Origin of the sequence: Mycobacterium sp. (assembly GCF_035570115.1) — a bacterium.
Taxonomy (GTDB): domain Bacteria; phylum Actinomycetota; class Actinomycetes; order Mycobacteriales; family Mycobacteriaceae; genus Mycobacterium.
Genome location: NZ_DATMLH010000132.1, coordinates 1 through 19538, shown reverse-complemented (window position 1 = coordinate 19538; position 19538 = coordinate 1). Strand labels below are relative to the sequence as shown.

The 19538-nt window shown below is 64.8% G+C and carries 14 protein-coding genes and 1 pseudogene; 12 read left to right on the top strand and 3 right to left on the bottom strand.

Going from position 1 to position 19538, the window contains the following annotated elements; genetic code table 11:
• The first annotated feature begins 81 nt into the window (after positions 1-81).
• Both VNW74_RS12405 and VNW74_RS12400 read left to right on the top strand, forming a co-directional pair.
• A complete protein-coding gene (locus tag VNW74_RS12405) occupies positions 82-741 on the top strand; it encodes a fasciclin domain-containing protein (RefSeq protein ID WP_325677168.1) in 660 nt (219 codons plus the stop codon).
• A 112-nt stretch (positions 742-853) separates the two neighbouring features.
• Positions 854-2575 (top strand): cytochrome c biogenesis protein DipZ, encoded by a 1722-nt coding sequence (locus VNW74_RS12400; RefSeq protein WP_325677166.1) that lies wholly within the window; start codon positions 854-856, stop codon positions 2573-2575.
• Between the two features lie 24 nt (positions 2576-2599).
• Here VNW74_RS12400 and VNW74_RS12395 read toward each other — a convergent pair whose 3' ends face one another.
• Complete coding sequence (locus VNW74_RS12395) at positions 2600-3502, bottom strand: crotonase/enoyl-CoA hydratase family protein (RefSeq protein ID WP_325677164.1); 903 nt, start codon at positions 3500-3502, stop codon at positions 2600-2602.
• A gap of 304 nt (positions 3503-3806) precedes the next feature.
• Positions 3807-5828: a prolyl oligopeptidase family serine peptidase gene (locus VNW74_RS12390; protein ID WP_325677162.1), complete on the bottom strand. Its 2022-nt coding sequence runs from the start codon at positions 5826-5828 to the stop codon at positions 3807-3809.
• A 64-nt stretch (positions 5829-5892) separates the two neighbouring features.
• Here VNW74_RS12390 and VNW74_RS12385 point away from each other — a divergent pair, with 64 nt between their 5' ends.
• The 6 genes from VNW74_RS12385 (at position 5893) to VNW74_RS12360 (ending at position 12598) form a co-directional block, all read left to right on the top strand.
• On the top strand, positions 5893-7416 hold the full coding sequence (locus tag VNW74_RS12385) for an aldehyde dehydrogenase family protein (RefSeq protein WP_325677160.1): 1524 nt from the start codon (positions 5893-5895) through the stop codon (positions 7414-7416).
• The gene (locus VNW74_RS12380; RefSeq protein WP_325677186.1) at positions 7413-7907 is read left to right on the top strand and encodes a DUF779 domain-containing protein; all 495 of its coding nucleotides are present in this window, start codon (positions 7413-7415) and stop codon (positions 7905-7907) included. Before VNW74_RS12385 ends, VNW74_RS12380 begins: the two co-directional genes overlap by 4 nt.
• Before the next feature lie 28 nt (positions 7908-7935).
• Positions 7936-8214, top strand: coding sequence for a putative holin (locus tag VNW74_RS12375; RefSeq protein ID WP_325677159.1), 279 nt, complete (start codon positions 7936-7938; stop codon positions 8212-8214).
• The gene (locus VNW74_RS12370) at positions 8207-8824 is read left to right on the top strand and encodes a hypothetical protein (protein ID WP_325677157.1); all 618 of its coding nucleotides are present in this window, start codon (positions 8207-8209) and stop codon (positions 8822-8824) included. The genes VNW74_RS12375 and VNW74_RS12370 overlap by 8 nt, the downstream gene beginning before the upstream one ends.
• A 66-nt stretch (positions 8825-8890) precedes the next feature.
• Positions 8891-9595: a helix-turn-helix domain-containing protein gene (locus tag VNW74_RS12365; RefSeq protein WP_325677155.1), complete on the top strand. Its 705-nt coding sequence runs from the start codon at positions 8891-8893 to the stop codon at positions 9593-9595.
• 381 nt (positions 9596-9976) lie between these two features.
• The gene (locus VNW74_RS12360; RefSeq protein ID WP_325677153.1) at positions 9977-12598 is read left to right on the top strand and encodes a helix-turn-helix transcriptional regulator; all 2622 of its coding nucleotides are present in this window, start codon (positions 9977-9979) and stop codon (positions 12596-12598) included.
• Between the two features lie 34 nt (positions 12599-12632).
• Here VNW74_RS12360 and VNW74_RS12355 read toward each other — a convergent pair.
• Positions 12633-13719, bottom strand: a pseudogene (locus VNW74_RS12355) (alpha/beta hydrolase).
• A gap of 424 nt (positions 13720-14143) precedes the next feature.
• Between VNW74_RS12355 and VNW74_RS12350 the strand changes: the two are divergent.
• The 4 genes from VNW74_RS12350 to VNW74_RS12335 all read left to right on the top strand — a co-directional run.
• The gene (locus VNW74_RS12350; RefSeq protein WP_325677151.1) at positions 14144-14338 is read left to right on the top strand and encodes a hypothetical protein; all 195 of its coding nucleotides are present in this window, start codon (positions 14144-14146) and stop codon (positions 14336-14338) included.
• Positions 14339-14430: 92 nt separating this feature from the next.
• On the top strand, positions 14431-16218 hold the full coding sequence (locus tag VNW74_RS12345; protein WP_325677149.1) for an AMP-binding protein: 1788 nt from the start codon (positions 14431-14433) through the stop codon (positions 16216-16218).
• A gap of 4 nt (positions 16219-16222) precedes the next feature.
• Positions 16223-17956, top strand: a complete 1734-nt coding sequence (locus VNW74_RS12340) for a thiamine pyrophosphate-binding protein (protein ID WP_325677147.1) — start codon at positions 16223-16225, stop codon at positions 17954-17956.
• A 216-nt stretch (positions 17957-18172) separates the two neighbouring features.
• Positions 18173-19538, top strand: a 1366-nt coding sequence (locus tag VNW74_RS12335; RefSeq protein ID WP_325677145.1) for a condensation domain-containing protein, incomplete at its 3' end; no start/stop codon positions are given.

Below are 19538 nucleotides of genomic sequence, written 5' to 3'. Positions count from 1 at the left end.
GCCGCTCCGAAGAACAACTGTCTGACCCGTAACGAGCGGCGCAATCCGCCGCTGTCATTAATGTCAAGGAGCCGAATTGAAATGAACGACTATCAGAGAAAGACACTCGCGATGAGCCTGGCGGCGTTTGCAGCCGTGGGTTTCTCAGCGTGTTCGAGCACCAAATCCGAGTCCGCGCCGCAGACCAGTGCGAGCCCGGCCACCAGCATGGCGGCGCCCGCCCGCACGAGCGCGATGATGCCCGCGTCCAATCTGGTCGGCTCGGGCTGCTCAGATTACGCCGCACAGCATCCAAGCGGTCCGGCGTCGGTGGCCGGAATGGCGCAGGACCCGGTCGCGACGGCGGCGTCGAACAATCCGATGCTGTCGACCTTGACCTCAGCGCTCTCCGGCAAACTGAACCCCAACGTCAACCTGGTCGACACCCTGAACAGCGGCCAGTACACGGTGTTCGCGCCGACCAACGCTGCATTCGACAAGCTGCCGCCGAGCACCATCGACGAGCTCAAGACCAACGCCGACATGTTGAAGAGCATCTTGACCTACCACGTGGTGCAGGGGCAGGCGAGCCCGGACATGGTTGACGGCGCCCACAAGACTCTGCAGGGCGCCGACGTGAAGGTGACCGGACAGGGGGACGGTCTGAAAGTCGACGACGCGGGTCTGGTGTGCGGAGGGGTGCACACCGCCAACGCGACGGTCTACATGATCGACACCGTGTTGACCCCGCCCAGCCAGTGACGGCCTAGATCGTCGCCCAGACAAGGCAGCCCGGTCGGCCGGGCTGCCTTGTCGCATTTTGTGCCTGCCCGACGGCACCGATCCAAGACAGTTGTGGTAGCGAATAGTAATCATGTTGTCCCTTGCGCTGATCGGCTTAGTCGGAGGATTGATCACCGGCATTTCGCCGTGCATCCTGCCGGTACTGCCGGTGATTTTCTTCTCCGGCACGCACGACGGCGCCGGCACGGAGGGCAGCGCCGACGGCGCGGTCGCGGTCAAGGCGAAACGTGAAGTCGCGCGGCCGTATCGGGTGATCGCCGGCCTGGTGCTCAGCTTCAGCCTGGTCACGCTGGTCGGCTCGGCATTGCTGGCACTGCTGCACCTGCCCCAAGACGCCATCCGTTGGATCGCGCTGGCAGCGTTGGTGGCGATCGGCCTCGGCCTGATCTTCCCACGTTTCGAGGAGCTGCTGGAGCGGCCATTCGCGCGCATCCCGCAAATACAGATCAACCGCGCGAGCGGGTTCGGTCTCGGCCTGGCGCTCGGCGTGCTCTACGTTCCCTGCGCCGGCCCGGTGCTGGCCGCGATCGTGGTGGCCGGCGCCACCGCGAACATCGGTCTGCCCGTCGTCGTCCTCACGCTGGCATTCGCCGTCGGCACGGCGGTGCCTCTGCTGTTCTTCGCGTTGGCTGGGCAACGAGTTACCCAGCGGATCGGTGCTTTTCGTCGTCGCCAGCGCCAGATCCGCGTCACGGCAGGGGTTGTCACGCTGCTGCTGGCGGTGGCGCTGGTCTTCAACCTGCCTGCGGCACTTCAGCGGGCCATCCCGGACTACACCAGCTCGTTGCAGAACAAGTTGGGCGACGGCAAGCAGATCCAGCAAAAGCTCGGCGGCATCGTCAACGACCAGAACAAAGAGTTGTCGAACTGCACCAGCGTCGCCCCCCAGCTACAGAACTGCGGCCCCGCGCCCGACCTCAAGGGCATCACCGCGTGGCTGAACACCCCCGCCGCCTTGCCGATCGACCTAAAGGCGTTGCGGGGCAAGGTGGTGCTGATCGACTTCTGGGCCTATTCCTGCATCAACTGCCAACGCGCCATCCCGCACGTCGAAGGCTGGTACAAGGCCTATCACGACGACGGTTTCGAGGTCATCGGTGTGCACACGCCGGAGTATGCGTTCGAAAAGGTCACCGGCAACGTCGAAAAGGGCGCCGCGGACATCGGAATCACCTACCCGATCGCGCTCGACAACAGCTACTCGACGTGGACGAATTACCGCAACAGTTACTGGCCCGCCGAATATCTGATCGATGCCAGCGGCGTCGTGCGGCACATCAAATACGGCGAGGGCGACTATGACGGCACCGAGAAGCTGATCCGTGAGCTGATCGCAAGTGCGCGACCCGGGGTCACGCTGCCCCCGCCAGTGGACGCGCCCGACACCACCCCGCAGGGCGGCCTTACTCCCGAGACGTACTTCGGCGTCGGCAAGATGGTCAACTACGCCGGAAGCGGTGTCTACGACAAGGGGCAAGCGAACTTCACCTTCCCACCGGCATTGCCGAACGACACCTTCGCCCTGCAGGGACCGTGGACACTGGACTATCAGGGCGCGACGGCCGACAGCGACACGTCGAGCATCAAGCTGAACTACAACGCCATAAACGTCTACATCGTCGTCGGCGGAACCGGGAACCTGACGGTATCGCGCGACGGGAAGACGACCACGGTGCCGGTCAGTGGGCCGCCGACCTCACACCAGATCGTCGGCCGTGACGGCGTGGCCCGCGGATTACTCGACGTGCGTTTGAGCGAAGGGCTGCAAGTGTTTTCCTTCACCTACGGCTGATCGCCAATCCAGTCAGCAGCGGCGCTATGGCGTGATGATGTGCGACGGGTCGGGCCGCAGCTCCGGCGGTGCCTGGCTGTAATCACCGAAGGGGCCATCGCGGCGCTCGACCGCGGCACGGACGCCCATGGTGGCGGCGGTCTGGATGAAGTCGAGCGCTTCGGGGGTGTTGCGCATCAGGCCGTCCAGGATGCCGCCCAGCAGCTGAGTGGACGCCAAACCCATGTTCTCGTAGGCCTGGTTGACGATCAGCTTCTGCGCCCGTAACTGCGACAACGGGATCCGCGCCAACTCGGCGGCGATCTCGGCGACTCTGGCCTCCAGCCGCTCGAACGGGACCGCCTCGTTGATCAGTTCGACCTCGGCGGCCTGCACACCGGTCAGCGGCCGACCCGTCAGCGAGTGCCACTTGACCTTGGCCAGGCTGAGCCGATAGAGCCACATCCCGGTTAGATAGGCCCCCCACATCCGGCTGTACGGGGTGCCGATCACCGCGTCGTTGCTGGCGATGACGATGTCGGCGCACAGCGCGTAGTCGCTGCCTCCGCCAACACACCAGCCATGCACCTGGGCGATCACCGGTTTGGTGGCCCGCCAGATCGCCATGAACTTCTGATGCGGCCCGGTTTCGCGGGCAGTGACCATGGCGAAATCCTTGCCCGGATCCCAATGCCCGTCGGTCATCATCGTCTCGCCCCAGTGCTGGAAGCCGCCGCCGAAGTCATAGCCGCCGGAAAACGCCCGGCCGGCGCCGCGCAACACGATGACCTTGATTTCTGGGTTTCGCTCGGCCGAACCGATGGCCGCCTCGATTTCGTCGGGCATCGGCGGAACGATGGTGTTGAGCTGGTCGGGGCGGTTCAACGTGATCGTGGCGACCGCCCCGGTCGTCGTGTACAAGAGTGTCTCGAATTGAGCAGGTGGCATGACTGAATGCTGACAGCTCAGCCAGCTGCCGGCGTTACCGGTCGCCGTTAATCGTCAGCGTGGCGCCGCTGATCCCATCGCTCGAGCCGTGCCTGTAATTCGAGCAAGCCCAGCCCGGCGACCGGAGCCCCGATGAAAAGGCATGCCACCATGAGTGGAGTCATCATGACCTCCTCGCCCCCTAACCTTCCCCACATGGCTTTCTTAGGTGGACTTAAGGTACGCTTGCGGCGGCGGTCAGGAAAGTCAAACCGCCGGATTTTCTCCAGATCTTTTTCGGAAAGTTATCGGCGCCCAGACCTCGCTAGCCTGCGGCGGGGGGCAAGCCCAACATCCGCCACAGAAACGAGAAACTCAGCGCGGACTGGAACGCGATCTGCGCGTTGTCGGCTGCGCCGGCGTGGCCGCCCTCGATGTTCTCGTAATACCAGACTCGGTGACCCACAGCTTCCAGTGCGGCCGTCATTTTTCGGGCATGCCCCGGATGCACCCGATCGTCACGGGTAGACGTGGTGACCAGCACCGGCGGGTAATCAGCAGCGGCCGAAATGTTGTGGTAGGGCGAGTAGTCGGCGATGAATTCCCAATCATCGGGATTGTCCGGGTCGCCATATTCGGCAACCCAGGACGCGCCGGCCAGCAGCAGATGGAAGCGGCGCATATCCAGCAGCGGCACCTGACACACCAGCGCACCGAACAGCTCGGGGTACTTCGTCAACATGATGCCCATCAGCAGCCCGCCGTTACTGCCGCCCTGCGCACCGAGTTGCCGCACGGTGGTGATGCCACGGTCCACCAAATCGGTTGCCACCGCGGCGAAGTCCTCGGCAACCAAGTGGCGGCCGGCGCGCATCGCCTGGGTGTGCCAGCCGGGGCCGTACTCGCCGCCGCCACGGATATTGGCCAGCACGAAGGTGCCGCCGCGCGCCAGCCACAGCCGGCCGAGTACGCCGTCATACCCGGGCGTGCGGGCCACTTGAAATCCCCCGTAGCCGCTCAGCAGGGTCGGACCGGCGGCGTCCCGCGGACGCACTACGAAATACGGGATCGAGGTGCCGTCTTTTGACGTCGCGAAGTGCTGAGCGACGGTCATGCCTTCGGCGTCGAAGAAAGCCGGAGCGGATTTGATCTGTTCCAGCGTTCCGTCGACCGCCCCATGCAGTAGACGTGACGGCGTAACGAATCCACTGGAATCCAAAAAGATTTCGTCGCCGGTGTCGTCGGCGCCCGCGATGACGGTGTTGGTATTGGCGGGCACGTCGGTCACCGGTCGACGCTGCCAGCTGCCCGGTGTGACGACCTCGACGCGGCTGGCCACGTCGGCAAGCGTGATGACGACGAGCCGGTCGCGGGTCCAGGCGTAGGACAGCAAGCTGGTGTGCTCGTCGGGCTCGAACACCACCCGCAACTTTGCTGTACCGGCGAGGAACTCGTCATAGTCCGCGGCCAGTAGCGAGCCCGCGGTGTAGCTGGCGGTGCCGGTGAGCCAGTCGGTGCGCAGCTCGATCAGCAGCCACTGCCGGTGCACCGACACCGTCGCGTCGGTGGGCGCATCGATGCGGATCAGCTCATCGTCGCGCAGCTCGTACAACTGGTCGTTGAAGAAGTCGAGGGCCCGTCGCAAGAGCGTCCGCTCGAAGCCAGGCGTGCGGTCGACTCCGGTGGCCACGATGACGTCGCTGGGCGAGCCTTCGAACACCGTCTGCGCATCCTGGACCGGTTGCCCCCGGCGCCATCGCTTGACGATGCGCGGATAGCCGGATTCGGTCAGCGAGTCAGTGCCGAAATCGGTGCCCACCAACAGCGTGTCCGGATCGACCCAGCTGGTTCCGGACTTGGCCTCGGTCAGGGCAAATCCGTTGGCGACGAATTCTCTTGTGTGCATGTCGAATTCACGCACGATAGCTGCGTCCGAGCCGCCGCGGGACAGGTTGATCAGGGCCCGTGTGTGGTCGGGTTCGATGACGTTGGCGCCAGCCCACACCCAGTTCTCGTCGTCAGCGCGAGCCAGCTCATCCACGTCGATCAGCACGTCCCAGTCCGGGCTGTCGCTGCGGTAGCTGTCCAGTGTGGTGCGCCGCCACAGCCCGCGCGGGTTGGCGGCGTCGCGCCAGAAGTTGTACAGATAGTCGCCGCGACGGCGCACGTAGGGGATCCGGGCATCGGTATCGAGCACCTCGAGCGCTTCGGTGCGCATTCGCTCGAACTCCTCGCCGGAAAACTCGGCCAGTGTGGGCTTGTTGCGGACGCGCACCCAGTCCAGTGCCTCTTCGCCGGCAATGTCTTCCAGCCACAGATTGGGGTCTTCGGACCCGGGACTCGTCATAAAGAGATTGTGACGGCGGCGGTAGTGTGATCTGTATAACACCGTCGAACGAGGGGCTGATCTCATGACCGTCTACGCACGTCCGGGCTCCGCTGGGGCGCTGATGTCGTATGAATCGCGGTACGACAACTTCATCGGTGGCGAGTGGGTGGCGCCCGCCAAGGGTTTGTATTTCGAGAACCCGACCCCGGTGACCGGCCAGACATTCTGCGAAGTGGCGCGCTCCGACGAGGTCGATGTCGACAAGGCGCTCGACGCCGCGCACGCGGCGGCGCAGGGCTGGGGCACGACCTCCCCGGCCGAGCGCGCGGCGGTCCTGAACAAGATCGCCGACCGCATCGACGAAAACAAAGATGCGCTGGCAGTGGCCGAGGTCTGGGACAACGGCAAACCGATCCGCGAGGCGCTGGCCGCTGACATCCCGCTGGCGGCCGATCATTTCCGGTATTTTGCCGCCGCGATCCGCGCGCAGGAGGGGTCGCTGAGCCAGATCGACGAAGACACCGTCGCCTATCACTTCCATGAGCCGCTCGGTGTGGTGGGACAGATCATTCCGTGGAACTTCCCGATCCTGATGGGCGCTTGGAAACTGGCACCGGCGTTGGCTGCCGGCAACACGGTGGTGCTCAAACCCGCCGAGCAGACACCGGCCTCGATCCTGTATCTGATGTCGCTGATCGGCGACCTGCTGCCGGCCGGTGTGGTCAACATCGTCAGCGGTTTCGGCGTGGAGGCCGGCAAGCCGCTGGCATCCAGCGATCGCATCGCCAAGGTCTCGTTCACCGGGGAAACCACGACCGGGCGACTGATCATGCAATACGCGTCGCAGAACCTGATCCCGGTCACCCTCGAGTTGGGCGGCAAGAGCCCCAACATCTTCTTCTCCGATGTGATGGCGGCCAACGACGACTTCCAGGACAAGTCCCTCGAAGGGTTCACCATGTTCGCCCTCAACCAGGGCGAGGTGTGCACGTGCCCGTCGCGCAGCCTGATCCAGTCCGACATCCATGACGAGTTCCTGGAACTGGCGGCGATCCGTACCAAGGCGGTCCGGCAGGGGGACCCGCTCGACATCCAGACCATGCTGGGTTCCCAGGCTTCCAACGACCAGCTGGAAAAGATCTTGTCCTACATCGAAATCGGCAAGGAAGAGGGCGCCAAGCTGATCACCGGCGGTGAGCGTGCCGAGTTGGGTGGCGACCTGTCCGGCGGTTATTACGTACAGCCGACCATCTTTGCCGGCAACAACAAGATGCGCATCTTCCAGGAGGAGATTTTCGGGCCCGTCGTTGCGGTCACGTCCTTTGCCGACTACGGCGACGCAATGGGCATCGCCAACGACACCCTCTACGGCCTGGGCGCAGGGGTGTGGAGCCGCGACGGCAACACCGCCTACCGGGCTGGCCGGGACATCAAGGCCGGCCGGGTGTGGGTCAACTGCTACCACGTCTACCCGCCGCACGCGGCGTTCGGCGGCTACAAGCAGTCCGGTTTCGGGCGGGAGACCCACAAGATGGCGCTCGACCACTACCAGCAGACCAAGAACCTGATGGTGTCGTACTCGCAGAAGGCGCAGGGCTTCTTCTGATCACCCCGCGGGTGGTGATCACCTCCGCCGCCGCAGCCCTGCTCGGTGAGCTGCAGGACCGGCACGGTCCGGTGATGTTCCATCAGTCCGGTGGTTGCTGCGACGGGTCTTCGCCGATGTGCTACCCGGACGGGGACTTCATCGTCGGTGATCGCGATGTGCTGCTCGGTGTGCTCGACGTTGGTGCGGACGGGGTTCCGGTGTGGATCTCCGGGCCCCAGTTCCAGGCCTGGAAACACACCCAGCTCGTCATCGACGTGGTGCCCGGCCGCGGCGGCGGCTTCAGCCTGGAAGCACCCGAGGGAATGCGGTTTTTATCCCGCGGACGGGCTTTCAGCGACGGCGAGAACGCGGAGCTCACGGCTACCCCGTTGATCACTGGCGCCGACTACGAGCGCGGCGCGCGCCCGCCGGCACGCGCACCGGTGATAGCTGCCGCCGCTGACGCTTGTTCGGTACCCGCAGGGCGCGCCGCGAAGGTAAAGCCGTAGCGAGCAGCCGCGGCAGTATCGTCAAAGCGTGATACCGCTGCCGCGGACCTGGCTGCTGACCAGCTCGATGCTGGTCGGCGTCGCTGTCGGGTTGCTGGGCGGAACGGCCGCGCTTGTCGTGAATCACGTTCGGATGCGCCCGGACATCGCCATCGCGTTGGTAGTCGGGTTTCCCAGCGTCGTCGGGCTGCTGGTGATCCTGTTGTCCCGGCGGCGATGGCTGACGGCCCTGGGCGTGTTCATTCTCGCGCTGGCGCCGGGATGGTTCGGTGTGCTTGCGGTGATCGAGGTGACGACCCATGGCTGACGACGACCGCGTGGACACCCAGTCGCTGCCGAAGACCGAGGCGTACACGCCGACCTTCGACACCGGCGCGCACCCGAGAGCCGAACCGGCGATCATCGAGCCGGAGCCGAAGCCTCGGCGACGAAGGTGGTGGCATCGGCGCTCCGACGCGTCGGCGACGGAGATAGCGGACGAGCCGGCGAGCAGCCCCGCCCCGGCGGTTGAGGCCGCGACGGGTGAGGTGCCGCAGCCCGGCCCGCCGCACGCGCCCGTGCCGCCGATCGCCGTGCTCGGCCGCTACCACTATTTGAGGTGGTGGCAGTTCAGTCTGATGCTGTTGGCGGTGTGGGTTCCGGCTGGGGCGATCGGTGCCGGCCTGTTCTACTGGTGGACCCACGACCACTCTGCACACAAGACCCCGGTGGTCTTCGTGGTTTTGGTCTACGTCGTCGTGTGCACGGTCGCCGGCTTGATGCTGGCGATGGTGCCCGACCGGCCGCTGTTGTCAGCGGTCGCGATCGCGATGATGTCGGCGGTGTTCGCTTCCGTCGTCGCCGCGGCTCCGCTCTATGGCGCGTTCTACTGTGAGCACAGCCAGGTTCGTTGTCTGATGGGCATCCTCCCGTACTGAACCCGTCGGGGCTGGCGCGGGGAAGCTTGGACGGCGGGCAGATTCTGGCTATGCAAGGCTGGCGGGGTGAGCGACACCTCGGCGTCGTATACCCCGGCCGATCGCGACCTCGCCTCAATCGCTGACTTGATCGAAGATCCGGCGCGGGCAGCCATGCTCGCGGCGTTGGCCGGCGGTCGGGCGCTGCCGGCGGGGGAGCTGGCTCGGCGAGCCGGGGTGCATCCCGCCACCGCCTCCACACATCTGCGGCGGCTGACCGAAGGCGGGTTGATCCGGGTCCGGGCCCAGGGCCGGCACCGATACCACGAGATCGTCAACCCGGAGGTGGCCACGGTGCTGGAGGCCATCGCCCAGATCGCGCCGCCGGCTCCGGTCCCCTCCCTGAGTCAGCATCGCGCCGCCCGCGCGCTGTTCGAGGCCCGTACCTGTTACGACCACCTTGCCGGCCGCCGCGGCGTGCAACTCCGTGACCGGCTGTTGGCCGTCGCGGCCATCCGCCGCCTCGACGACCGGGACCACGAACTCACCGATGGCGGCCAGTATCTGCTCGACGAGCTGGGCATCGACCTGGCAACACTGAGGGCCAGCCGGCGGGTGTTCGCCCGCTCATGCATCGACTGGACCGATCGGCGGGTCCACCTCGCCGGGGCGCTTCCCGCCGCTATCACCAGCGTGTTCCTCGCCCGCGGCTGGCTCACCCGTGGGCCGGGCCGTAGCCTGCGCGTCGTCAGCGGCTACGACGACCACCTTGAAAAATGGCTGGCCACCTAACTTGGCCGAGAGCGGACTGGTACGTGGCCATTGCCTAGCTACGGGCGCCGGCGGTTCCCGCCGACTTCCGGGAGGTCTACGACGAGCTGCTGGCACAGACGCGTCAGGCCGGCGCAGCCTCGGCTTCCTCTGGGCGGCGACCAAACGTCCAATCACCTGAGTAGCGACCTTCGAAAACACGAAGGAATTTTATCCGGAAAGTTAGATTTTCTCAGCCTGGTCTCAGGTACAGTTCGAACTACGATTGGAACTGTGTGCGAGGGGGCTAGTCATGGTGCAGCGCACTCCTCCTTGGACTACCGCAGGCAGCGCGATTGCCCGCGACAAAGGTGACACCTGGGAACGTCTAACTCCCGAAGGCCGGTTCAGGGGGTTCGACGTATGCGAGCGGTGAGCGGGTCGGGTTGGCCGTTGGTGGGCCGCGATGACGAGATCCGCCAGGCGTTGGCGGCGCTCGAGGACGACGCGGAGTTTCGGGGCGTCGCGTTGGTGGGTGATAGCGGGGTCGGCAAATCGACCCTGGCTCGGACCCTGGCCACGATCGCCAAGTCGCAGGGGCTGATGGTGCGGTTTGTGCTGGGCACCCAAACCGGCTCCGCCGTGGCATTGGGCGCGTTTTATCGGTCGGTGACTGTCGACGCTCCGCATGAACCCGCCGCGATGCTGGCCGCCGCGCAACAAACCCTGGAGGGGGAAGAGAACCTGGTCGTCGTCGTCGATGATGCCCAGTGGCTCGATCCGTTGTCGTCGACGCTGGTGTACCAACTTGCCGCCAGCGGCGCTGCACGGCTGATCGTGACGATCCGGTCGGGCGACAACGTGTCCGATGCGGTGACGGCGCTGTGGAAAGAGCGGCTGTTGCTGAGCCTGCGCATCGAAGCGTTCACCCGGGAGCAGACCGGGGAACTCGCCCGCGCCGTGCTCGGCGGCGCCGTCGATACCCGGCTGATCAGCGAGTTACAGCATCGGGCTGCGGGCAGCCCGCTGCTGTTGCGCGGCTTGCTGAGCGCCGGTCGGGAAAGTGGTGTGTTGGTGCGCACGGAAGACGGTTGGCAGCTTCGGGGTGCGCTGCGTGCAGATCGCGAACTGCAGGATCTGCTTGAGTTTCGGCTGCGATCCTTGGCCGCCGAGGAATTGGAGGCGGTCGAGGTTTTGGCGGCTGCCGAGGTGCTGGACTGGGAGATCCTGCGTGGGCTTTGCGATGCCGACGCGGTGGCACGCCTTGAGCGCCGCGGCGTGGTCCAGTTCGTTGCCGATGGATCGCACACGGTGGCGCGGTTGTATCACCCCCTCTTGGGTGAGACGGCAATGCAACGAGCTGGGGTGGTGCGCTCGCGGCAGCTCAATGGCATGCTGGCACAACAACTTCGGAAGGACATGCGGCCGGAAGAGCAGCGCTCAAGGTTGTCCGACGTGCGCACCCAGATCCAGCTGGCCCAGTTCATGATGCGAAGCGACCTCGCCCCGGACCTGGATGTGATGATCGATGCGGCGGCGAGCGCGATGACCATGTCGAACATAGTTCTCGCCGAAGAGCTGGCCCGATTCGCGTTCGATCGCGGCGGGGGCTTGGCGGCTGCGGTCGTGCTTGCTGAGGCGATGGGTTGGCAGGGACGCGGCGATGAGGTCGAGGCGGTGCTTGGTGCCTTTGACCCCGATGGTGCCGATGAGTTGCTGACCGCGCGATGGGGCTGTGTGCGCGCCATGAATCTGTTCTTCAATTGCGGGCAGGTCGAGCAGGCACGGAAGATACTCGCCAACGTGACGGATCGCATCAACTCCGAGGCGATCGTCAGCTACGTCGCAGCAGTCGACGTGTTGTTTACGTGCTTCTCCGGCGACATAGAGACCACGATCGAGACCGGCCTGGCCCTGTGTGCATCGGATCTGCCGTTGGCGGCGGTGTGGGCGGCTGTGCCGACGTGCTGGGCGTTGGCGCTCGCCGGGCGGTTTGACGACGTTCACCGCGTAGCGGAGGCGGGGCTGCGAGCGGCTGCGCTCGCCCAACCGGGAGGGTTACCCAGGATCGGGTTGGCTGAAGTCATGGCGTTGACGGCCATCGGTGATTATCCGGCTGCCGAGCGGGCCAGGGAGCGTCATGCCACGGGTGTCCTGGAAGCAGACGACGCGATGCGTGGACTCGTGCACCTTGCCCGCGGTGCGCTGTCGTCGGCCTGCGCTGCATTTCGCGACTCGATGTTGGCAATGTCGGGTGGTTTTACGTCGGTCTGGTCGATGCCGGTGGCGGCCTGGTGGGCGCAGGCCGAAGGCGCACGGGGAGACGGTGAGGCAGCCGCCGCGGCGTTGCGGCGTGCGGAGGACGCCTACGGACCACACCTAGCCGTGTTCTTGCCGGAACTTGAGCTGGCCCGGGCCTGGGAGCGGGCAGCTGTCGGCCAGACGACGGCCGCCCAGAACCATGTGGTGCGCGCCGCGCAGATTGCGCACCACTCCGGGATGTACGCCGTGGAGATGTCTGCGCTGCACACCGCCGTGCGGTTCGATGACCGTTCGCAGAGCGCGAGGCTAGAGGAGCTCGCCGCGACGCTGAACACGCCGTTGGCGGAGGCGATCGCCGAGCACGCTGGCGGCCTGGCCAACCGCGACGGCGACCTGCTCGACGCCGCGGCTGATCGGTTCGCTGACCTGGGTGCGGTGGCGCTCGCCGCCGACGCGGCGGCCCAGGCGGCGCACGAACACGCGCGCACGGGCCACCGCGGCAAGGAATTGGAGTCGTCGACCAGGGCGCACTGGCTGGCCAGCCAGGGCGAAATCCGGACACCGGCGGTCGCTGCCGCGGCGCGGCCGCTGCCCATCACCGACCGCGAACGCGAGATCGCGATGCTGGTCCTGGCCGGCTTGTCCAACCATCAGGTCGCCGACCAACTGGTCGTCTCGGTGCGGACGGTGGAGGGACACCTCTACCGCATGTTCGCAAACCTCGACATCAGCAGCCGCGACCAGCTCATCCACTTACTAAAACTGGATTGGCCCGAGGCATAAGGCGCGCGCGAGCATGTAGCGACACCGGTGTGGGCTATCGCCATGTGCCCGTCGAATTCGCGGGCAGTGGCGAGTCGGTGGCCTCGCGGATGTATTCACCAATTTGCCGTAACGAGCGAGTCGCCTCGGGCACAGCGGCGCCGCGAGCTGGAAGTCATGAATCTGGCTGGGCCAGATCCGCACCTCGGCCGGCACACCGGCGGCCGCCAGCGTGCGGGCGGCCAACTGCGCGTCGTAGAGCAGCACCTCGGAGCCGGATACGTGAATCAGCGTGCGCGGCAGACCGGGTTGGACGTGATCCAGCGGCTCATACAGTTCTTCGGGCTTGCCGTCGATGATGTGCTTGCTGGCGGCGCTGGCCGCCAGTGCGACCAGCGCGTCGAACGCCTTCGCCGGAAGCATCGCATCGGTCTTGATGTTGGGATGGGCCTGTTTGGGTTTCTTGGCCAGCTGCATCAACGGCGAGATCGCCACCAGCGCCGCGGGTTGCTCGCCGAACTGCTGCAGCCGCTGGGCAAGCGCGAGCGCCAGGTAGCCGCCCGCGGAATCGCCGGCCAATACGATCTGGTCTGGCTCATACCCGCGTCGGCGCAGCCAGCGGTAAGCATCATGGCAGTCGTTTAGGGCCATCCCGACCGAGTGCTTAGGACTAAGCCGGTAGTTGACCACCAATACCGGCGAGTCGGCGAATCGCGAGAGCGCGTTGACAACTCGGCTGTGCGAGTTGGTCCCGCAGGTCAGGAACGCGCCGCCGTGCAGATAGAGCACCACCCGGCGGTTGCCGTCCGCGGGCAGCACCCCGGGCGCGCGAACCAGCTGCGCGCTGGCGTTGGGCAAACCCACCATCGCTCGGATGGTGCTGGGAGCGGGGCGTAGGACTTGGGACGCGAAGTCAACGAGGCCAAACGGCCAGGGCAGATGCGGAACCCGGCTGCACACCGCCAGGGGTGGGCGGATCGTCAGCCGCGACGCCAGCGACACTAACCGGGCGGCGATACTCGGACCGCTCTCGATGACCTCGACGGGAGCGTCGTCAATGACGGCAAATCTGCCTGTCTTAACGAGGGCATGCGGGCGAACGCGATCTCGGGGCGAGCCGGATACCTTGGCGGTGCGGTCATGCTCAACACCTCCCACGTCGTTGTAGTAGCGGTCTAATGTCGTCTGCGTTGCGTTCTATGAGCAAGCCGATTGTTGGCCCCACAGACCCAGCGGCCTACAGTAGACGCCTACTCGCATTGCGGTCGTGTCTACTTGCGGGCGCCCCCGAACCGTTATGCCCCTGGAAGCCAATCGATTTCGCCACTCACCTGCCGCGAGTAGTCCGGCCCTAACCGCCGTGCGGATAGCGACGGCCCAGCGCTGCAGCCGTTCAACGTCATTGTCACCAAGCTGCGCCCGCGGTCACGGATCGTAAACCGTCAGCAAACGATTGGCCGCGCCGATACTCTACGGGTGCGCGACCACTACTCGTCCTGTTTCCGGCGACCACTCTACGGGTGTCAATCCAGCTGGCACCAGCTCACATCCCCATACGCTCCCCGCATGACACATAGTCGGGACACCGTCGCGGCCACCGATGACGGGCCGCGCATTCTGACCCTCGGCTACCTTCGCAGGCTCGGCGCCGGACGGGCGCGCTGTGAACGCAGTGAACCGAACGGACACCTGAACCGTGTCCTCAGCGAGGGGCTGCCGTACCCGGGCGGGCTACAGATAACCCGGGCAGCAAACAGGTAGTGCACTACTCGTGTGCGCAAAACGCTACAAGCGGAACCTGATGCGAAGACAAGCGGAACCCGAACCGAAGTAAGGCAGGTGGTGACTCCATCATGGCTGGGTCTTCTCTCACGGAGCTGCTGCAGGAGCGAGCGATCCGGCAGCCCGACGCCACGGCGTACACGTTTATCGACTACGAAGTCGATCCGACTGGATATGCCGAAAGCCTTACGTGGGCGCAAGTTAACCGCAGAGCGCAAGTCGTTGCCGAAGAGCTAAGTCTTTGCGGTTCGAGTGGCGATCGGGCCGCCATACTGGCACCGCAAGGCCTCGGTTACATCGCCGCCTTCCTGGGTGCACTGCAAGCAGGCTTCATAGCGGTTCCGTTGTCAGTACCCCAGTTTGGTGTTCACGATGAGCGTGTCCACTCAGCATTGCAGGATTGCGCTCCTTCGGTGATCCTCACAACGCTGTCCGCCGCTGCCGAAGTCACCAAGTACGCGGACGGTTGCAATGGCGGTTCAGCCGCCACGGTCATTGAGGTCGATTCGCTAAACCTAGACGCTCCATGCCGGTTCAGACCCGTACGCAACTCGCCTTCCCTGCCCGCGTATCTGCAGTACACGTCGGGATCGACCCGCAAGCCGGCTGGTGTCGTCATTACGCATAAGAACGTCATCGTCAACGTTCAACAGGCATTTTCCGACTACATCCGGAAGGTAGCGCCACCCGGGATAAGTCTGGTCTCATGGCTGCCGTTCTATCACGACATGGGCTTGCTGCTTGGGGTCTGTGGGCCTTTAGTAACCGACAGCAATGCGGTCGTAATGAGCCCTTTGTCGTTTCTTCAGCGCCCGGCCCGCTGGATGCAGATGCTTGCAGCCGATTACCCAACTTTCACCGGTGCGCCCAATTTCGCATTTGAACTGGCTGCACGCCGAACGTCCGACGAGGACATGGCCGGGCGTGACCTCGGCGACGTGCTCGCGATCGTCAGTGGCGCCGAACGGGTCCAAGCCGCCACGATCAAGCGCTTCACGGACCGCTTCGCTCGCTTCAACCTCAGTGAGACGGTGATACGGCCTTCGTACGGTCTCGCGGAGGCGACGGTGTATGTGGCGAGTGCCGACGCGGGCCGCGCACCGAAGAGCGTTCGATTTGACTACGAAAAGTTGTCAAGCGGTTATGCCAAACCATGCGGAAGCGAAGACGCCGGCAGCACCGAGCTGATCGGTCACGGGACTTCCCGCTCCACCACACTTCGAATCGTGGATCCGGAGACGAGAATGGAGAATCCGGCCGGAAAGGTTGGCGAAATCTGGGTGCACGGGGAAAACGTCGCCGAGGGATATTGGCAGAAGCCCCGAGAGACCCAGCGCACATTCGGCGGAAGTCTGTTTAATCCCTCGCCCGGCACGCCGGAAGGGTCCTGGCTGAGAACCGGGGACTTAGGCGTCATTTCCGATGGCGAACTGTTCATCATCGGCCGTATCAAGGACCTGCTGATCGTGTACGGGTCCAATCACTACCCGGACGATATCGAGGCAACCATCCAAGAAATAACTAAGGGGCGGGTCGCGGCTATATCCGTTCCGAACGATCACCGGGAGCAGCTTGTCGCAATCGCCGAGGTGAAGACACGGGGCGAGTCTGATGAAGAGCTGACGCAGAAATTCCGCTCGATGAAGCGTGAAATCATCTCGGCATTGTCGAACATCCACCGCTTGCGGGTTGCCGACCTTGTCTTTGTGGCGCCTGGTTCGATTCCGATCACGACCAGCGGCAAGATCCGACGTTCGGCTTGTGCCGCGCGCTACCGGCGGGCTGAATTCGACCGTTTGGACGTGACCGCATGGCGCGGGTCTAGCCGCGCACCTCATGTTGCTACCGGGATTAGGTGAGTAGATGTCCATGAAGCAGCGTGTGGTCGACTACATCGTCGGGCACCTCTCGGCAATCGGAGTCGACTACATCTTCGGCGTCGACGGCGCCAACATTGAAGACCTTTACGACGCCGCATTTTTCCAGTCGGACATCACCGCCGTGTTGGCCAAGCACGAGTTCTCTGCCGCTACGATGGCTGAGGGTTACAGTCGCGGCGGCGGCGGCTTGGGTGTGGTGGCGGCGAACTCCGGCGGGAGCGCGCTGAATCTTGTTCCTGGCCTGGGCGAATCGTTCACCAACCGCGTGCCGGTATTGGCGTTGGTGGGCCAACCGGAGACCACGATGGATGGTCGCGGCAGTCTACAGGACACCAGCGGTCGCAACGGTTCGCTGAATGCCGAGGCGTTGTTTTCTAAGGTGTCGGTGTTCTGCCGACGCGTGCAGACTCCCGCCGACATCGCCTCGGCATTGCCAGCCGCCGTGGCGGCGGCGCGAGCGGGGGGGCCTGCAGTGTTGTTGCTGCCCAAGGACATTCAACAGTCTGAGGTGCGGATCAACGGTTACATGGGTGAGCACGGTATCGAGCGGCCAGGAAATATTGGTGACCCGCATCCGATCGTGCGAGCGCTGCGCCGGGTGACCGGACCGGTGACGATTATCGCCGGTGAGCAGGTGGCCCGCGACGATGCACGAGCCGAATTGGCGGCACTGCGGGCGGTGCTTCGGGCGCGGGTGGCGTGTGTGCCCCACGCCAAGGATGCTGCCGGCACACCAGGTTTCGGGTCATCGTCGGCCCTTGGAGTCACCGGTGTCATGGGCCACCCGAGTGTGGTGGAAGCGGTGGCCGGTAGCGCGCTGTGCCTGGTGGTGGGTACCCGGCTGTCGGTGACTGCGCGCGCTGGCCTCGACGATGCGCTGGCTGCGGTGCGCACGATCTCGATCGGGTCCGCACCGCCGTATATTGCGTGCACCCACGTCCACACTGACGATCTGCGGGCGTCGTTGCGAATGCTGACGAGCGCGCTAACCGGCCGCCAGCGGCCAACCGGGGTTCGGGTGCCTGATGTGGTGCCGAGCACCGCGTTGAATCCACCGGCATTTGACGGTCCAGGAGTGCGCTATCGCGACGCTATGAGTGTGCTCGATCGCGTATTACCCGACGGGGTCGACATTGTCGTTGATGTCGGCAGCGCCGGCGCGGCGGCTGTCCATTATCTGCCGGTGCGGCGCGGGGGCCGGTTCGCGGTCGCACTCGGCATGGGCTACAGCTTTGGTGCGGGCATCGGGATGGCGTTCGGCCGTGCGAAGGTCCGGGCGCCGGGCGGGCGCGTCGTGGTGATCGCGGGAGACGGCGCGTTTTTTATGCACGGCATGGAGGTGCACACCGCTGTCCACTACCGGCTTCCGGTGACGTTCGTATTGTTTAACAACAACGCCCACGCCATGGGCGTGATCCGCGAGCAGCTGTTCTACGGCGACCGGCACAGCTACAACCGGTTCGCCCCGAGTCGGCTCGGGGCCGGTCTGGCGGCGATGCTTCCAGGGCTAGCATCCGTCGACGTCACCGACGCCGACGGACTTAGCGCGGTGATGCGCACGGCGCTCGATGTCGATGGCCCGTCGGTGGTCAGCATCGAATGCGCAGCCGACGAAATCCCGCCGTTCGCGGCGTTTCTTGAGCCGTCAATGGCCAAAACCGTTATGCACCAAGGTATTACAGAGGAGAACAAATCCGATGTGGCTGTCAGTGCTTGACGATACTGTCGCCCGAACCGGCACCACACGGCCGATCGAGGCAATGGTCCGTATCGAAGCCTTACCACTAGATAAGACCGCTCTCAACCTTCGTGACGAAGAGGCGGTCGGTGTACCCGCACGACGAAGTCTTCTGCCAGTACTGCACGCCCAACCCCCACATCGGCCCAAATAGAGAGTGCATGCATCATGCTCAACTACGGTACGCAACCAGATGTGCTCGGACCATTAACCGCCGCTCAGCGGTCGATATGGGCGGCTCAACAACTCCTGCCTGAAGTCCCGTTCAACTTTGCCGTTTTTCTGGCGATCGATCACGATGTCGACGCCGACAGGCTCACGGTTGCGTGCGAATCGGCGGCAACGCGGTTCGGCACACCATGCGCGCGGCTATCCCTCGATGACGGCGAACCGGTCTTCATAGTCGACCGCGCGCTTCCGCAGACCGTACGCTGCATCGATCTGCGCGGCGAGTGCGACCCGGTAGCCGCTGCCCGCAGCTGGATGAACAACGACTACAGCCGACCAATTGATCTATTCCGTGACCAACTCACCGACTTGGCGTTGCTGCGGATCACCGACAATCTTTCGTACTTCTACTTGCGTACGCACCACGTTCTCTTCGACGGATATGGCGCCGACAATTTCATGCGACACATCGCGGCCGTCTACTCGGGGTCAGCCGCTGCCCACACTGGCGAGGTCGACTTTTCCGAGTTTGCGCTGATCCGCGACGCAGATCAGAAGTATCAGCAGTCTTCGCGCAGTCATACCGATGCCGAGTACTGGAAGACCGCCTTGCGCGGACCTCTGGACGTCACCGACCTGGGCGGAACGCGGCGGTCGGTGGCACCACGCCACCCGCTGGTGCGCGAGCTGGAATGCACGCATCGACTGTCGGAGAACGAGCAGGACCCGTTCGATGTCGCAAGAGTTGTCGCGACAATGGCGGTGTTCATCGCGAAAACAACAGGACGCCAGAACGTCTCGATGTCGCTGGCGGTTTCGGCGCGCACGACTGCGGCGCTGAAAAGATGTGCGGGCATGGTGTCGAACCTGGTGCCGCTGCCGGTCTGCGTCGATGACGGCGACACCATGGGTGCACTGACCGATCGGGTCACAACGGCCCTCGTCGGTGCGCTGCGGCATCAACAGTTCCGGCGCTGGCCGGACCTCATTGCCGATGGAGGCCGCCTCGACACGAACGTCGAGTTCGGCCCCGTGGTGAACGTGATGGCCTTCGCCGAGCCGCTTCGTTTCGGGCCTTCGGAAGTGACGTACAACGCCTTCAATTTCCCCGTACAAGACGTTGCGGTGAACATCTATCCGCGGACGGGCAACGAGAGGCCGCGGATTGAGTTCGCGTGGAATCCGGACCGGTACACCGACGACGACATCGCCAGGCACATAAGCCGCCTGGAAATGCTTGTCGACCGCCTTTTGGTGGCCGATGCGTCGGTGGTGGTGGGCGAGGTGGCGTTGCTGGATGGCGGTGAGCGTGATCTGGTGTTGTCGGGGTGGTCGGGTGCTGGGGTGGGGGCGCCGGTGGGGGTGGCCCCGCAGTTGTTGGCGGCGGCGGTGG

Coding starts and splice junctions, on each gene's coding strand:
- VNW74_RS12405 (WP_325677168.1), top strand. CDS start 82: ATGAACGACTATCAGAGAAAGACACTCGCGATGAGCCTGGCGGCGTTT.
- VNW74_RS12400 (WP_325677166.1), top strand. CDS start 854: ATGTTGTCCCTTGCGCTGATCGGCTTAGTCGGAGGATTGATCACCGGC.
- VNW74_RS12395 (WP_325677164.1), bottom strand. CDS start 3,502: ATGCCACCTGCTCAATTCGAGACACTCTTGTACACGACGACCGGGGCG.
- VNW74_RS12390 (WP_325677162.1), bottom strand. CDS start 5,828: ATGACGAGTCCCGGGTCCGAAGACCCCAATCTGTGGCTGGAAGACATT.
- VNW74_RS12385 (WP_325677160.1), top strand. CDS start 5,893: ATGACCGTCTACGCACGTCCGGGCTCCGCTGGGGCGCTGATGTCGTAT.
- VNW74_RS12370 (WP_325677157.1), top strand. CDS start 8,207: ATGGCTGACGACGACCGCGTGGACACCCAGTCGCTGCCGAAGACCGAG.
- VNW74_RS12360 (WP_325677153.1), top strand. CDS start 9,977: ATGCGAGCGGTGAGCGGGTCGGGTTGGCCGTTGGTGGGCCGCGATGAC.
- VNW74_RS12350 (WP_325677151.1), top strand. CDS start 14,144: ATGACACATAGTCGGGACACCGTCGCGGCCACCGATGACGGGCCGCGC.
- VNW74_RS12345 (WP_325677149.1), top strand. CDS start 14,431: ATGGCTGGGTCTTCTCTCACGGAGCTGCTGCAGGAGCGAGCGATCCGG.
- VNW74_RS12340 (WP_325677147.1), top strand. CDS start 16,223: ATGTCCATGAAGCAGCGTGTGGTCGACTACATCGTCGGGCACCTCTCG.